The 14,080-nt window shown below is 35.6% G+C and carries 15 protein-coding genes; 2 read left to right on the forward strand and 13 right to left on the reverse strand.

The window, feature by feature from the left end:
- Positions 1–31 precede the first annotated feature (31 nt).
- A complete protein-coding gene (locus ILA26_RS06055) occupies positions 32–433 on the forward strand; it encodes a DUF3795 domain-containing protein (RefSeq protein ID WP_292895367.1) in 402 nt (133 codons plus the stop codon).
- Positions 434–451: 18 nt separating this feature from the next.
- Here ILA26_RS06055 and ILA26_RS06060 read toward each other — a convergent pair whose 3' ends face one another.
- The 6 genes from ILA26_RS06060 to ILA26_RS06085 all read right to left on the reverse strand — a co-directional run bounded on the left by ILA26_RS06060 (position 452) and on the right by ILA26_RS06085 (position 5,227).
- Entirely contained in the window at positions 452–883 is a 432-nt protein-coding gene (locus tag ILA26_RS06060) for a DUF3021 domain-containing protein (RefSeq protein WP_292895369.1), read from the reverse strand.
- Between the two features lie 8 nt (positions 884–891).
- Complete coding sequence (locus ILA26_RS06065) at positions 892–1,332, reverse strand: LytTR family DNA-binding domain-containing protein (RefSeq protein WP_292895371.1); 441 nt, start codon at positions 1,330–1,332, stop codon at positions 892–894.
- A gap of 3 nt (positions 1,333–1,335) precedes the next feature.
- Complete coding sequence (locus tag ILA26_RS06070) at positions 1,336–1,611, reverse strand: 2TM domain-containing protein (protein WP_292895373.1); 276 nt, start codon at positions 1,609–1,611, stop codon at positions 1,336–1,338.
- A 126-nt stretch (positions 1,612–1,737) separates the two neighbouring features.
- On the reverse strand, positions 1,738–2,436 hold the full coding sequence (locus ILA26_RS06075) for a diacylglycerol/polyprenol kinase family protein (protein WP_292895375.1): 699 nt from the start codon (positions 2,434–2,436) through the stop codon (positions 1,738–1,740).
- The gene (locus tag ILA26_RS06080) at positions 2,433–3,554 is read right to left on the reverse strand and encodes a tocopherol cyclase family protein (RefSeq protein ID WP_292895377.1); all 1,122 of its coding nucleotides are present in this window, start codon (positions 3,552–3,554) and stop codon (positions 2,433–2,435) included. The genes ILA26_RS06075 and ILA26_RS06080 overlap by 4 nt, the downstream gene beginning before the upstream one ends.
- 287 nt (positions 3,555–3,841) lie before the next feature.
- Positions 3,842–5,227: an MFS transporter gene (locus ILA26_RS06085; protein WP_292895379.1), complete on the reverse strand. Its 1,386-nt coding sequence runs from the start codon at positions 5,225–5,227 to the stop codon at positions 3,842–3,844.
- A 545-nt stretch (positions 5,228–5,772) separates the two neighbouring features.
- Here ILA26_RS06085 and ILA26_RS06090 point away from each other — a divergent pair.
- A complete protein-coding gene (locus ILA26_RS06090) occupies positions 5,773–7,086 on the forward strand; it encodes an IS4 family transposase (RefSeq protein ID WP_292895381.1) in 1,314 nt (437 codons plus the stop codon).
- 246 nt (positions 7,087–7,332) lie between these two features.
- Here ILA26_RS06090 and ILA26_RS06095 read toward each other — a convergent pair whose 3' ends face one another.
- The 7 genes from ILA26_RS06095 to ILA26_RS06125 all read right to left on the reverse strand — a co-directional run bounded on the left by ILA26_RS06095 (position 7,333) and on the right by ILA26_RS06125 (position 14,067).
- Complete coding sequence (locus tag ILA26_RS06095) at positions 7,333–7,770, reverse strand: helix-turn-helix domain-containing protein (protein ID WP_292895383.1); 438 nt, start codon at positions 7,768–7,770, stop codon at positions 7,333–7,335.
- Between the two features lie 155 nt (positions 7,771–7,925).
- Positions 7,926–8,288 carry an EamA family transporter gene (locus ILA26_RS06100; protein ID WP_366514883.1) on the reverse strand — a complete coding sequence of 121 codons (363 nt, stop codon included), beginning with the start codon at positions 8,286–8,288 and terminating at the stop codon, positions 7,926–7,928.
- 211 nt (positions 8,289–8,499) lie between these two features.
- Positions 8,500–9,126: a uracil phosphoribosyltransferase gene (upp, locus tag ILA26_RS06105; RefSeq protein WP_292895385.1), complete on the reverse strand. Its 627-nt coding sequence runs from the start codon at positions 9,124–9,126 to the stop codon at positions 8,500–8,502.
- Positions 9,119–10,408 carry a uracil-xanthine permease family protein gene (locus ILA26_RS06110; RefSeq protein WP_292895387.1) on the reverse strand — a complete coding sequence of 430 codons (1,290 nt, stop codon included), beginning with the start codon at positions 10,406–10,408 and terminating at the stop codon, positions 9,119–9,121. The genes upp and ILA26_RS06110 overlap by 8 nt, the downstream gene beginning before the upstream one ends.
- A gap of 240 nt (positions 10,409–10,648) precedes the next feature.
- Positions 10,649–11,290 (reverse strand): queuosine precursor transporter, encoded by a 642-nt coding sequence (locus tag ILA26_RS06115; protein WP_292895389.1) that lies wholly within the window; start codon positions 11,288–11,290, stop codon positions 10,649–10,651.
- Positions 11,291–11,396: 106 nt separating this feature from the next.
- A complete protein-coding gene (locus tag ILA26_RS06120) occupies positions 11,397–13,265 on the reverse strand; it encodes a hypothetical protein (protein ID WP_292895391.1) in 1,869 nt (622 codons plus the stop codon).
- A gap of 166 nt (positions 13,266–13,431) precedes the next feature.
- Positions 13,432–14,067: a CBS domain-containing protein gene (locus tag ILA26_RS06125; RefSeq protein WP_292895392.1), complete on the reverse strand. Its 636-nt coding sequence runs from the start codon at positions 14,065–14,067 to the stop codon at positions 13,432–13,434.
- Between the last annotated feature and the right edge of the window lie 13 nt (positions 14,068–14,080).

Consider the following 14,080-nt stretch of genomic DNA (forward strand, 5'->3'; position numbering starts at 1 on the left):
ATATATTAATTTCTTTAACTAAACTACTATTATGAAAATGCCCGATGAACTAGATTCAAAATTGCTTGCCCCTTGTGGGATAAACTGCATCAGTTGTGAAAAATATCAAAACCCCTGTGGAGGATGCTTAATAAGTAACGACGGAAAAAGCAAGGCCAGTCTAAAATGCAAGATCAAAGCCTGCTTTGATAAAAAGAATTTCAGCTATTGCGGGCGTTGCAGTGAATTTCCCTGCCCATTAATGAAAAAGCACTCAAAAAAATATATCAAGAGGCATGGTCTTGACACTTTGGGTTCCGCAAAAAGAATTAAAACTACAGGCATTGGAAAGATGATGGCACAAGACCGTGAAAAATGGTTATGTCCCCAATGCGGAGGAATCATCAAATTCCAAAATAAAACCTGTAGCGAATGCGGATTTGAAACCGATTAAACTGGAAAAATAGCTCAGCTATTTACCGTTCACTATTTTTTTATTTATATTGCGTGCAAGCAAGTAATAATATACATAAAAGCCACACCAGAAGACTGCTGCAAACACACAAGCAATCAAAATCCATGTTATTATCGGACCGATTCCCAGATTAATCGGCATCCATTTAAGATAAACTGCAACCAAGAACAGCACAGTCATCCCGATTCCCATCTGGAAAATGATTTGAAGCGGCAATGCGATGTCTTCCCTTTCATATATCAATCCGGTCAATGAGAAGCTCCATCCTATGACTATGCATCCGAAGAAGAGATTGATTATGTCCACCCCGGAAAAGCTGATGTTTTGAGGTCCCACCTGGAAAGAAATCAAGACTGCAACCATCAATCCGATAAAGCATCCGACAAAAGCGCCTAAAGCTAAACTTTCAATTATATCCGTAAGTTTCATGATTCCACCTATAAATCCAAAGCATTCTTAAAATCTGGCAAGTATTTCCTTGAGATATTGTCCTTCAATCCATTCTTAAGTTCGATAAACATCATTCCCTTAAGTGAGGGAGCCACACGCTCTATCCTTCTTAAGTTGATGATTGTTGTTTTTGAAATGCGCACAAAATCACCGCTTAACTGCTCCTCAACCTGATACAGAGGTTTTTTAATCAGGTATTCCTTATCCTGGGTAAATACTTTCACCTGTTTGTCCTCAACCCTGAACATGAATATTTCATCAAATTCCAAAAATGCAATATCTAATCCCCTCTTGACTGCAATCATGTCATTAGAATCATCACTTTCCAGAATTGATATTGCCTTTGTAACGTTATCGGTCAGCTCATTGGTATGGATATCTGCATGAGGCTCGTCAATATCTCTTGAAACAAATAAATTTACTTTCATAATTTAAATCCTTAATTTTTCCATTTCCTCTTGGATTTTACGTTCTCTGTAATCATCGCTGTCGAAATCATCAATGAATACATAAGCCTTTAAAAAGTCAACTAGAACACCGATTCCCCAGAAGACTATTGGGAAAGAAACCCACCAAAAGTCAGGTGAGCTAAACCAGTTGATTACTGCTAAAACTGCATTAACAATTAAATATGCTTTTAAGTTTCTATAAAATTTAATTTTCAGGTTTACTCTTTCTTCAGCTCTTGCTCTTAAACTGTCAGACATCACTATTATCTCCTTTAATTCGATAATAGTACTTAGTTTAACTATATATAAAGCACTAGTTATCAACCTTACTGAGATGCGAATTTCATAAACTAAGATGCAAAAAATAGAAATTGAAATTAGTAACTATAAGATAGTTACTAAGTAATATAAGATTGAAGTTATTGCAGGAACTGTCAAGTTGTCAATTCCACCATAACTGAACGCTTCACAGATTGTTGCAACAGCAGAGATTGCTATGATATAAACAATGTTGAATTCAGGCATCGCACATCCGATTGAAGAGAAAACCATCCATACGAATACGCTCATAACTGTTGTAACAACAAACATGGTAAGTGATCCTTCTAGAGACTTTGTTCCACCGAATACGGTGTATTTGACCTTACCGAATTTTTGACCTATCAATGCTGCAAATCCGTCACCGTATACCATTGGAACAATAGCCAATGCAACAATCCAAATGTAATATTTAGGGTCGTTTGCCGGTGCGATTGAAGCGAATATTGCAATCAATACTGTCCAGATTCCAGCATAGAAGAATAAACCTAAAGCATGTCCGGATTCGGTCACGCTGTTTTCAATCTTGATAGGAGAATATTCTGTCAGGAAGAATAGCACTATTGTGATTGGCAGTGTCAAGAACCAAACCATTACCCACGGATCTGAGAAAAATGGCATGGCAAATATCATGTTACCTACCATAATATGTAAAAATTTACGTGAAACTTCAGGCCGTGTCTTTAAAACCATTTCAGCTACAACGAAAATGATAGCAACGTAAACATATACAACAATTAATGCAAGGATATCAAAGAATATCATTCGTCATCATACTCCCCATATTCGCAACCTGCGTTTTCAATTTTCACATGGTCAATGAGGGTTCCATCTTTCTTGTATAATTTGATTTCACCGTAACCGCTTCCACCGTTCCATAAGCGGTTATGTCTTTTTTGACCGTCAGGAGCTTCATAGTTGAAAAGCATCATTTCTTCACGTTTGCAGTAAAGAACCAACTCCATTCTGGAGTTTCTGTTGCTTGCGTTAACATGCCATGTGTGAACGTCTTCGCCTTCCTCGAAGTCAAAGTCGATTTTTACAAGGTTCCAGAATCTTGCGAAGTTGTATTCATACATTTTTCCTTCATAGTAGAAACCTATCAATAATTTACGAGGCAAAGCAATACCGAATGCCTTTGGCCTTCCACCACCGGCTTCAAATGCGGAATTGTTTAATTTTTTGCCTGTAATAAGACTTGTCAAGTTACAGGATGAAATCCATAACCATGGAGAAGTGAAGTCCCCTCCCCAGTTCTTATCAGCATATCCATAGGATTTTTCAGGAATAACTTCATATTCCTCACCGTCTAGCCATACAGTACCGCTGTATTGTGTTTTGATTCCTTCTGCGTGCCAGAACATTTCAAAAGAGTTTAGTTTTCTGAATAGGGTGTTTGCCCCATAACCTACGTTGAATGTGATTTGCTTGTCAATGTCCAGGTCCCACATCATGTCCCCAGCGTCAGACATGTACTCAGGGTGGTTTTTGGCTTCCTCTTCAGTGACTCTTGAAAATCCGCTCATGTGAGTCTCTGTCAAACTGCAGTCGCCGACCTGGATGTTCAATTCATCATCGGGACAGTTGAAATATTTCATTGAGTAAAAATTATGAATTTGTTTTGGGTCTTTACCATATGCACCTGCCTTAATCATGCAGTAAGATGGTCTTTTGCCCGCTTTTTGGTTTTCAGGGTCTTGTCCAAGCACTGGTTCATCTTCAGCCAATGCAGGGTTACATGTAAAGTATTCTATAAAAAATGGCCTTGCCTCACCGGTTTTTTTGTTGTAACCAGTGAAAGAATGCCACCACCAGTCATAACCTTTTTTGGCAAGAGGCCCTTTTAGCATATAATGGTTCCTCTTCAAATCGCTTTTATTCATATTAATCCTCCCAGAGTAAGATAATATGATATTTATTGAAAATCTTTTAAATAATTTATTATAAAAACTGAAAAAAAATAAAAAATTAATAAAAATTACCCTTTAGAAAATATATCCCCAACATCGTAACTATAATACAATTTAACTGTGAAAATGATTAATAAAATTATACAAAAAATTCAATCAACTTGAAAAAATTCATAACCATCATTAAATTTGTTTCAATTAAAAAAAAATTATTTATAAAATAAGTTATATAGGCAAATAAAAAAAATAATAAAATGAAATCACATTAAATCGTGAATTTCATCCTTAATATACAATACAACAATCACCGCTGAGATGATTGCAAGAATTGACATCACAAGTGAAGTCTGCGCGAATGCGGACACTGAAAGGTAGTTATGACCCACATTTCCTCCTGCAAATGCAGCCATCAGCACAACCGCAACCGCTGAACCGATTGCACCTATGATTTGCCTTACTGTGTTGTTGATTGCTGTTGCATCCTCAACGTCACCTGATACAACCGCAATTGTCCATGTTACTGCAGGCATCAATCCTAATCCCGCACCGATTGCACGCACAATCTGGGTTACGACCATGTACTCAACAGAAGTTGTTCTTGTATAGGTCATCATCAAAAGGTACCCTACAACGGTGAATAAACAGGATAGAAGCAATACCTTGCGAACACCGAACTTGTTGGCCATCAAAGGACCTATGAAGTTGAACACAATCATCACAAGAGTTGCCGGAAGCAATATGACTCCAGCAGTTGTCGCATCATGGCTTGCTATGCTTTGGGCAAACAAAGGCATGATAACATTCAATCCGCACATTGTAAAGTACAATATAGCTGAGAATAATGTTCCAAAGAAGAAATACTTGTTTTTAAGGGCATGCAAATCAAGTAATGGAGTTTCAATGCCGAACTGCCTTTTGACAAATAGCACTAAAGATATTGCACCAATCACAATAGGCAATATTACCCAAATCATGTCGAATCCGTTTTGGGCGATGTTTGAAAATCCAAACATTATGCCGACACATGCAAGCACACAAAGTATCAGTGAAGCTATGTCCAGCGGATAGTGTCCTGTTTCGAATTCCAGTTTCACAACAACTGAAGCAACCACCATCAATATCGCAACCATGATTGCAAATATCAAGAATATGGATCTCCATCCGACGGAATCGATAATGAATCCTCCGGCTGTCGGAGCCAATGCAGGGGCGATTCCTATGATGAAACCAAACAGTCCCATGTAAACCTGCCATTTTTCCTCAGGAATGACCTTAAAAAGCACAATCTGAGTAATTGGAAGCAGGATTCCAGATCCACAGGCCTGGATAACCCTTGCAAGAATCAGTACCCCAATGTTTGGAGCAATATACGCTATGATTGATCCTATTAAAAACAAGCCCAATGAGGCCAGCAATATTGTCTTTATCTTAAATCTACGGGTAAAAAATGCAGATAACGGTATCATAACACCCAATACCAGCAAGAATGAGGAGTAAATCCATTGTGCTGTTGTTGAGTGAACATGAAAATCAGCCATTATCCCGGTAATACCGGTTGTCACTACACTCTGAGCGGCACTCAATATGGCCGCAGCAATAATAAAAATAATTAATGTTGACATTCCTCTGTCTATGTTCTCATTCATAATATACACTCTAATAATTCCAATGTCGTCAACTTAATTTTTTCTGAAAATTCTTATTTTTTGTTTTATTAATATATTATTAGTTTATTAGTAATATACTGTGTTCAAAATTTTTATTTTTTAAAATTAATAATTTACTATTTGTATTTCTTTATTTAAATAGTTATTTGTCTTATTTTATTTTGCAAGTTATTATGTCTTGAATCAATTTAATTGGTGCTTTATTTATTTTAGTTAAATCAGCTGTAAATTTCATTAATTTTTAAATGGTTGATATTGATATGACATGAGTCATTATTAGAAGTTGTAAATATTTAAAAATAGATTTGAGGAATTATACAAAGTTTTATTAAGGATTGAGGGTATATTATATATTATGCGAGAAAATAACAAACCCTCAATACTATATTGGGGAAAGGAACTAATTAATTTTTCTATTTTTTTCCAAAAAATAGAATTTGTGAAACTTGTTGTAAAATCCTTAAAAATCAGAAAAAACATTAATTTTAATGTTATTTCGTCTCAGTATAGTGTTGTGATGCTCCATGTTTTATCATATTAAAAATACATTTGATAATATTGCAAAACCTATTGAAAAATATGTTCTTGGAGAAAATAAATTTATAAGAGACAGTAAATTTTCATTTAAGGATTATGTGACGTTTCTTTGCTTTAATAAAGGGACATCCAATCAGGCAGATCTTGAAGATTTTATCGAAGACAATTTCACAACAGACATTCAACAAATAACAAGACAAGCATTTTCTAAACAAAGAACATTCATTAATCCATTAGTATTTAAAGAAATAAGTAAACAATACTTGCTTGAAATTAATTATCATAAAAATTATGACTTTTTTAAGAGTTACAAAGGATTTCGTTTGTTTGGTGGTGATGGATCTGACTTTGAAATTCCTGATTTTGAAGAAGTTCGAAAAGAATTCCAAATCAAAAACACTGAAAAATACAGAAAACCAGCTCAAGCCAAATTTTCATCAATAATGGACTTATTAAACGGATTTATACTCGATGGAATCATAGGAAACTACAAACAAGCAGAATTACCATTAATGCACCAAAACCTAGAGAATATCCAAGAATTAATCATCCCAGAAAAATCAATTTTCATTTTTGACAGAGGATACAACGCAATGGAGCTATATGCACACATAATGTCCATGAGCAGTTATTTTATCGTCAGATTAAAAGATAAAAGCTATATAGACGACAGATACAAAATAACAGAAAACGACGCAGAAATCGAACTAGAACTCACAAAACAGCGACTAAAAAAATTCCACAACAAAGACCTAAAAGAAAAATACAGCAAAGAAAAACACTTAAAATTAAGAATACTAACAATAAATCTTGAAAACGAATCAAAAGAATACTTATTAACTAACATATTAGATAAAAACTTCACAATGGAAGATTTCAAAGAACTCTATAATCTGCGCTGGGGAATCGAAACCAACTACAATACAATGAAAAACAGACTAAACATAGAAAATTACACTGGAAAAAGAAAAATAACTATCAAACAAGACATATATTCCAAATTCATCAAATATAACATCTTCCAATACTACAAAATCTATTTCAACCTACTAATCAACCGAGTAAAAAGACAAAAAGGAATAAAACAAAAATACAAAGTCAATCAAGCACACCTAATACGAAAACTCAAAAAATACCTGCCCATAATGATTCTAAATCCCACAAAAGAAATAATAAGAAAATACACAAAAAAATTAATAGATTCCTGCACACAATCGCCAAACAAAGACATCAAAAATCCAACAACAACCAGAAACAAGAAAAAACAACGAAAATTCAACATCAACTACAAACCAACATAAAAACCAGGAAAAAACATGAAATCAAAAATTAAGTTGACGACATTGCTAATAATTCTAGAAATATATTAATCAAATATATTATATAAACTTAATTTATAAAACATATTAATAAAAAATTTATAATATAATTGAACAAATCATTAATTTATTAGAATTCTAATGAAAATAGTGAGAAGTTAAAAATTGTTTAGTGAAAAAATATGATTAAAAAATATGTATAGGACAAAAAAAAGTATATATAAATAATCATTTTATCTTGTTGGAATTAATAACATCCAAAAGACCCAAATCAAAAATAAGCCTGCGCAGGTGCCTTTCTGAATAAGTAACATTAAATTCTTTTTGAATCTCTTTTTTAATCTCAGAAATGCTTGATAAACCCTTAACCGTAATGTTATTCTTTAAAATTTCCAATTGATAATCTGACAACTTGGAGATTCTCCCGGAACCTTCCTTTCTAAACAGACCGTCAAAACCCTCATCATTCCATGTTTTCAACCATTTATATCCAGTTTGAGGAGTTTTGCCCCTGCGCTCCATTGCAGATTTGACAGTTTCATCACAGTATAACTCCTCTATGAATGTCACTTTTTCATATAAATCCACAAACTTCTGCAAATCACGTTTTACCCTACGGATTTCAGTTATTGGAACATCCTTGTTTACATAGGCCTGCCTGCTCATAAGATAATTTAATAAAAAAATACTATAAAAATTTTATGTCAGTAATAGTCATCTTCTTCATCATCATCGTCGGAACCGTCATATCCGCATTCAGGACAGCATGGCTCTCCAAGGTCAATCCATGACCCGCATCTAGGACAAATCATATTTTCACCTCACAAATTTATCAAAATCAACCCTGCCATGCAGACAAATATTCCTAAAATCTGCTGCAGGGAAACATTTTCCTTGTATAGGAAATATCCAACAACCAAAAGAACGCAAGCCAATCCTATGTTTGCAACAACACTTGCAGTGCTTACAGACCATCCTGCACGATAGACAAACACGTATCCCACTTCAAGACCAACGATAACCAATGCCAATATGATTGAAGTCCAATTGACCTTTGACAATTCAAAGGCTACATTCGCCGGTTTTACCATGAAAACAAATATTATCGCAGTGATAATCGCAGCTCCAATGTATGTAACCATCAATGCAGCAAATGGATTGACATCTGAAGGCATCGATTTCATGCAAATGTTATAGACTGTATTTGACAGTATAACTATCAAAATCGGTCAGATCAAGTTCCACACAGTCAATCACCTGATTCAGGGTCAAACGGAATGAAACCGCAATTAGGACAAGGCACATCAAAAACATCGCAAGGATAACCGCACATAGGACATTCATCTAACATGTAATCACCAAAAAAGAAAAAAAAGTTAGTGAAGATTGACTTCACTATTTTGTACCGTATACTCTGTCACCAGCGTCTCCAAGACCTGGCAGGATGTATGCATTTTCGTTTAATTCCCTATCCACTGTTGCACAGAATATTTCAACATCAGGATGGTCTTCCTCAATGCATTTGATACCTGCAGGTGCAGCCACAATACACAGCAATTTTACCTTGCTTACACCGTCCTGCTTGAGCCTTGAAATTGTTGCTGATGCGCTTCCACCGGTTGCAAGCATAGGGTCAACCACTAAAACCTCACGGTTTCCGATTCCTTCAGGCATTTTGTAGTAGTATTCCACAGGCTCGAAGGTTTCCTCATCCCTATAAAGACCGATGTGGCCTATCTTTGCATTAGGAATAACGTTCAAGACACCGTCAACCATACCCATTCCTGCCCTTAAGATTGGAACGATAGCATAATTGTCTTCATTCAACATACCAGTATCCATCTTTTCCAATGGAGTTTCAATTGTTGCTTCCTCAAGTTTTGCATCCCACATAGCTTCATAAACAAGGATTGTTGATATTTCTGTTACAAGTTCCCTGAACTCTTTTGTTCCTGTGTTTACATCTCTTAAAATTGCTAGTTTATGAGTTATCAACGGATGGTTTAATACGAACTCATTCATGGTTTTCCTCCGGCACTAAAAGATTTAATAATACTCCTACAATAGCTGCAAGAGACATTCCTGAAATTGATATGGACAAGTCTCCATATGCGAATGATAATGCTGCACCACCTAATCCTAGAACAAGCATTGTTGCAGCGACAACCACATTTTTATTGTTGTTGAAGTCCACTTGGTTGTGAATCAAAATTTTCAAACCGTTTACACATATGAAACCGTATAGCAATACTGAAATACCTCCTAAAACAGGACCTGGAATTGCGGTTAAAATTGCAGTCAGGTGTCCTGAGAATGCAAATATTATTGCAATGACTGCAGCAAGACCTATTACGTAGGTTGATGCCACACGAGTCATACCGACAACTGAAGTGTTTTCACCATAGGTGGTGTTAGCTGGTCCTCCAAGCAATGCTGCAACGAATGTTGCAAGACCGTCACCGAGAAGGGTTCTTTGAAGACCTGGATCTTCAATCAAGTCACGACCGATGATTTCACTCAAAACCTTGTGGTCTCCAACGTGCTCCACCATTGTCACAAGTGCAATTGGAACTATTGTCAGTACTGCCGCAAAGTTCAGATTATAGCTCATGAACGGCATGTAGAATTTAGGAACCTCAATTACATGGGCAGCAAGGGTAGCTGAAAAATCAACCATACCTAAAGCAGCAGCGACTATATAACCTACAACGATACCAACCAAGAACGGAATGACCTGCAGGATTCCTTTTCCACGAACCGCAACAATTGCAGTCACCAAGAATGAAATGAATGCAACAAACAGACTTTGCCATGGCACAACTTCCAAATCCAGACCAATTGATGAAATTGCTGTTGGAGCAAGGGACAAACCAATTACCATAATCATCGGACCGACTACTACAGGAGGCAGCAGTCTGTTAATCCAGCTAGGACCTGTCATACGGATGATCAGTGAGATGATTACATATACAATACCCACAATCATTAATGCGGTGAATACACTTCCAGTACCCCCGATTGCATAACCCGCAACCATAGGAGCAATGAATGCAAATGAACTTCCCAAATATACTGGGCTTCTATTACGGGTACAAATCAGATAGATTAATGTACCTATACCAGATGAAACTAATGCTACTGGAATTGACAATATATCTGCACCAGCAGTGGTGTTTACAACGATAGGAACCAGAATTGTAGCCCCAAACATTGCACATACATGCTGGATAGCAAGCAGAAGCCACCTTAATGCGGTTGGCTTGTCACCAGTGCCGAGTAACATGTTACTATTTTCTTCCACCATACTTATCACAAAATTTTCCTATATTTCTCATAAATTGATTAATTAATTTAAAAATTAAATTGAATAACTTACCAATTAACCATTAAAATATTTAAAAACTGTACAATTACGCTTTAAATACTGAAATAATCATTTATGATTAGTCATATATTTCTAAATGAAAGTATAAATGTTTTCTCATTAAAAAAATAGCAATGTGAAAAATAAAAAAAAGTTGGGAAAATGAATTCCCTAAAAAATTTAAGCTTCTGCAGGTTTTCCTTTCTCAGCCCATCTTACAGTCATACCTGTGAATGGTTGAGCGATTGCACTCCAAATTAAACTTAATACCCAGTGAGAAATAATCATCACTAAGATTTCCCATACAGGGAAAACACCGATGAATGCTAAACCGATGAAAACAAAGTTGTCGATTAATTCACTGAAAGCGATTACAGCTAAGTTTTTAACAGCGGAATAGTCGTTTCCTCTGTTAACAATTGTTGTAATTCTTGCGTTTACAAAGTTACCGATTAAGTAACTAATGTATGATGCAACAAGGATTCTTGGAGTTTGTGTAAATACAAATGCCAAGCTTGAGTCTCCGGTATATGTTGCAGGAGAAGGCAAGAATAATATTAATGTTGTCATGAAAACAAACAACACATCTACACAAAGACCTAAAATAATGGTTCTACGTGCAGTCCTTTCACCATAAACGTCAGCAATCACATTGGTTAAGATATATACTAAAGGATAAATCAATACTCCAGCAGGAGTTTCCATTCCTAAAAATCCAATGTTAATGATTTTAACGGTTATTAAGTTTGCAATGGTGAACGCCATACAGAAAAATGCAGTAATTATTACTCTTTTTTCAGTAAAGTCAAAATTCAAATCCATACACACTAATATTAAGTTTTAAAGTATTTAAAAGTAATTATAAAGCTTATTTGATATATCTAAAATAAGAATGATAAAAAAATAAAAAAAAGTTTAATTTGAAAAATTAAACTCTACCAATCCCCTGACCGGTACTATGCTTAAGCCAATTTGTGCCGAAACTACTGTAATAACTGTTGACACTATCCTTTACGGCATCCGGCAGATTATAGTTAAGTCTAACTATCAGGCTTTCATCCCATTTTGGAGAGAACCTGTTTTTCATATAGCTCACCTTTACCCACTTGGTAGGGATATTGTCATATGTGCCGTAGGAATTACTTACCAAAACCTTCTTGCCGTCGCCACTTATGTCCAGAATGCTAACATAATGATTGTTTGCATGGAATATCAAAGCGGCACCTCCTTTCTTAAGCTCATTCAATGCTGAAGTGAATGTGGACTTATAGAAGTAACTGCATTTGAAATTATTCTTTTGAAGTGCGGCAACCATATTAGGGCAACTGGTTCCGGTGGAATCAGTTCCTGAAATCTTTGCCAAGTATCTCTCACAGAAATAATTCTTCAAAACCTGGCTGCAGACACTGGCTGATGTCGGACCGCAGGTATATCCTGTTCCCTGAACATCCCTAACTTCAGGATAAGTGTATGATTTTCCCTTAAGGGAAACTGTTATCTTGCCAGGCCAATAGCCATTCTTGTTCTTTTTGACAAGTTTTGTGTTGATGGCCCTTTCAATAACGTTCCATTTCTCCCGTGAGATAATATGATTCAAGTTAGGATGTGACTTAGTTTTAAAGAAAGTGTATTTTGTCAGTTTATTATTTAAAAACAGACAATAGCTATCTCTTTTTAGAACATCCTTATATTGGGACTTTTTAAGAGTGTATTTTGCATTGCCATCACCTGTAACATAATTTCCCGGCATCAAATCAACGTCCGGAACTCCATTTTTCAAGGCAACCTTCTCTTTTAATGGGTCTTTTACATTACCCTCATAACACATGAGAATCTTTTGTGAGTAATATTTTCCAACCTTTGCCTTAACCGTATAAAAGCCCGCTTTGACTTGAGGTTTGAAAACTGCAATTCCCTCGGAATTTGCCTTTTTGGACAGTTTCTTGTTGCCAATTGTCAGAGTGACCTTTTTGCTGACTGCCTTTCCGGCAACTTTCAGATAAACTCTGATAAACCCATTTGTAAGCACCTTAGTATTCTCTATTTTAATTGATCTTGATGAGATTACATGAATCTTAAGGCTTCTTGAAGAAGATTTATGCTTATTGTCGCCTTTAAATTTAGCCTTGATGGAATACTTAGAGTTAGATGATTTGATTTTAAGTTTGGCCGTACCATACTGATTGGTTTTTTTAGTATAAGTTTTTCCATTGAATTTTATTGTCATCTTCTTATTTGCCAAGCGGTTTCCATTGCTATCTGCCAAAGAGAAATATAAATAGTTCCCCTTAACTGCAAAATTGGCAGATTCGGTGATTTTGGTCTGCAACTTGACCACTTTAATATTGAAACTTTTAGATACTGGAGTATAGTTGTCATCACCCTCAAAGGACATGGTCAACTTATATGTTTTTGCAGGCAAATCAATGGTCAGTTTTGCAATTCCCTTTGAATTGGTGGTAAGAGGATATTTCTTATCATTAATACTGGCAATTATCTTTTTAGATTTTAAGGCATCGCCAGAAGAGTTGGTTAGCTGGATTTCCAAAGTGTCCTTGCAGTTAACTTTCTTTGATTCAATTGAGATTTTCGGCGTTGTCTTTTCAATAGGTTCTAAAACAGATGAATTTACCTCATCAACACCCTCATCAGCAATATCTTCAGCTTCAAGGTCTGCTGAGCCATCATGATCCAATTCAACAATCTCAGTTGAATTTAAATCATCAGCTGAAACCGCAGCAATATTGACAAATAAAAAAATGATTAGTATAATAAAAAATTTTTTATCGATATGCATTTATTCACCAAACAATTAAATCTTTGTCCAGGTCAATATAAATAATTAATGAAAAATAGAAAAATGCCTAAAATCAAATGATTTTAGGATTAATGGGGTTAGTGAATGTAGAATTATTAGTTGTAATCAAATGTGTTGTTGGTAAATTTTCATTCACTAAATCAACTTATTTCTTTGCCTTTCCAACACGGCGAGCAATAACCATTTCTCCAACAGAAATCAAACCTGCGAAGAACTTTTCAAGTCCACCAGTAGCCCAAATGGCTTCACCGAATGTGGAATTCATGATATTTGCTTCATACTCTTCAGGAGAAATCTTTTGACCGGTTGTTTTCTTGGATACCAAAGCGGATGCTGCCATCAACTCTTCCCATGTTACCCCTTTGAGTTGGTTTTGCATTGCCTTGTATAATTTCACGACTTTGATGTCATAAAGCTCGGACAGCAATTCAACGATGTCACATGCACGAACCATACCTATAACCTGATTGTCATCATTCACAACAGGAACGGTCACAAACTTGTTGTTAGCAGTTAATATTACTGCTTTTCTTGCAGGATCATTTTCATGAACTGTTGAAACCTCTTCGGAACTGCTCATGATGTCAGATATCTTTTCATGACCTTCCCTCAAACCTCTTGTAATGTCAAATGCTGTAATCCATCCGACCAATTGCTTGTTTTCGTTTACAACAGGACAAGTAAAACGTCTTACATCTTCCATCGCTTTTGAAGCGTCCACCACTGTGTCATCACAGTTCAAGTATACAAAACTTTCATCCATTAATTCTTTTGCTTTCATAAACATACCCCAT

The organism is Methanobrevibacter sp., from assembly GCF_017940815.1.
In the GTDB taxonomy this organism is placed as follows: domain Archaea; phylum Methanobacteriota; class Methanobacteria; order Methanobacteriales; family Methanobacteriaceae; genus Methanocatella.

Excerpts from the sequence above, each read along its gene's own strand:
- ILA26_RS06055 (WP_292895367.1), top strand. The coding sequence starts at position 32 with ATGAAAATGCCCGATGAACTAGATTCAAAATTGCTTGCCCCTTGTGGG.
- ILA26_RS06060 (WP_292895369.1), bottom strand. The coding sequence starts at position 883 with ATGAAACTTACGGATATAATTGAAAGTTTAGCTTTAGGCGCTTTTGTC.
- ILA26_RS06065 (WP_292895371.1), bottom strand. The coding sequence starts at position 1,332 with ATGAAAGTAAATTTATTTGTTTCAAGAGATATTGACGAGCCTCATGCA.
- ILA26_RS06070 (WP_292895373.1), bottom strand. The coding sequence starts at position 1,611 with ATGTCTGACAGTTTAAGAGCAAGAGCTGAAGAAAGAGTAAACCTGAAA.
- ILA26_RS06075 (WP_292895375.1), bottom strand. The coding sequence starts at position 2,436 with ATGATATTCTTTGATATCCTTGCATTAATTGTTGTATATGTTTACGTT.
- ILA26_RS06080 (WP_292895377.1), bottom strand. The coding sequence starts at position 3,554 with ATGAATAAAAGCGATTTGAAGAGGAACCATTATATGCTAAAAGGGCCT.
- ILA26_RS06085 (WP_292895379.1), bottom strand. The coding sequence starts at position 5,227 with ATGAATGAGAACATAGACAGAGGAATGTCAACATTAATTATTTTTATT.
- ILA26_RS06090 (WP_292895381.1), top strand. The coding sequence starts at position 5,773 with ATGTTTTATCATATTAAAAATACATTTGATAATATTGCAAAACCTATT.
- ILA26_RS06095 (WP_292895383.1), bottom strand. The coding sequence starts at position 7,770 with ATGAGCAGGCAGGCCTATGTAAACAAGGATGTTCCAATAACTGAAATC.
- ILA26_RS06100 (WP_366514883.1), bottom strand. The coding sequence starts at position 8,288 with ATGAAATCGATGCCTTCAGATGTCAATCCATTTGCTGCATTGATGGTT.
- upp (WP_292895385.1), bottom strand. The coding sequence starts at position 9,126 with ATGAATGAGTTCGTATTAAACCATCCGTTGATAACTCATAAACTAGCA.
- ILA26_RS06110 (WP_292895387.1), bottom strand. The coding sequence starts at position 10,408 with ATGGTGGAAGAAAATAGTAACATGTTACTCGGCACTGGTGACAAGCCA.
- ILA26_RS06115 (WP_292895389.1), bottom strand. The coding sequence starts at position 11,290 with ATGGATTTGAATTTTGACTTTACTGAAAAAAGAGTAATAATTACTGCA.
- ILA26_RS06120 (WP_292895391.1), bottom strand. The coding sequence starts at position 13,265 with ATGCATATCGATAAAAAATTTTTTATTATACTAATCATTTTTTTATTT.
- ILA26_RS06125 (WP_292895392.1), bottom strand. The coding sequence starts at position 14,067 with ATGAAAGCAAAAGAATTAATGGATGAAAGTTTTGTATACTTGAACTGT.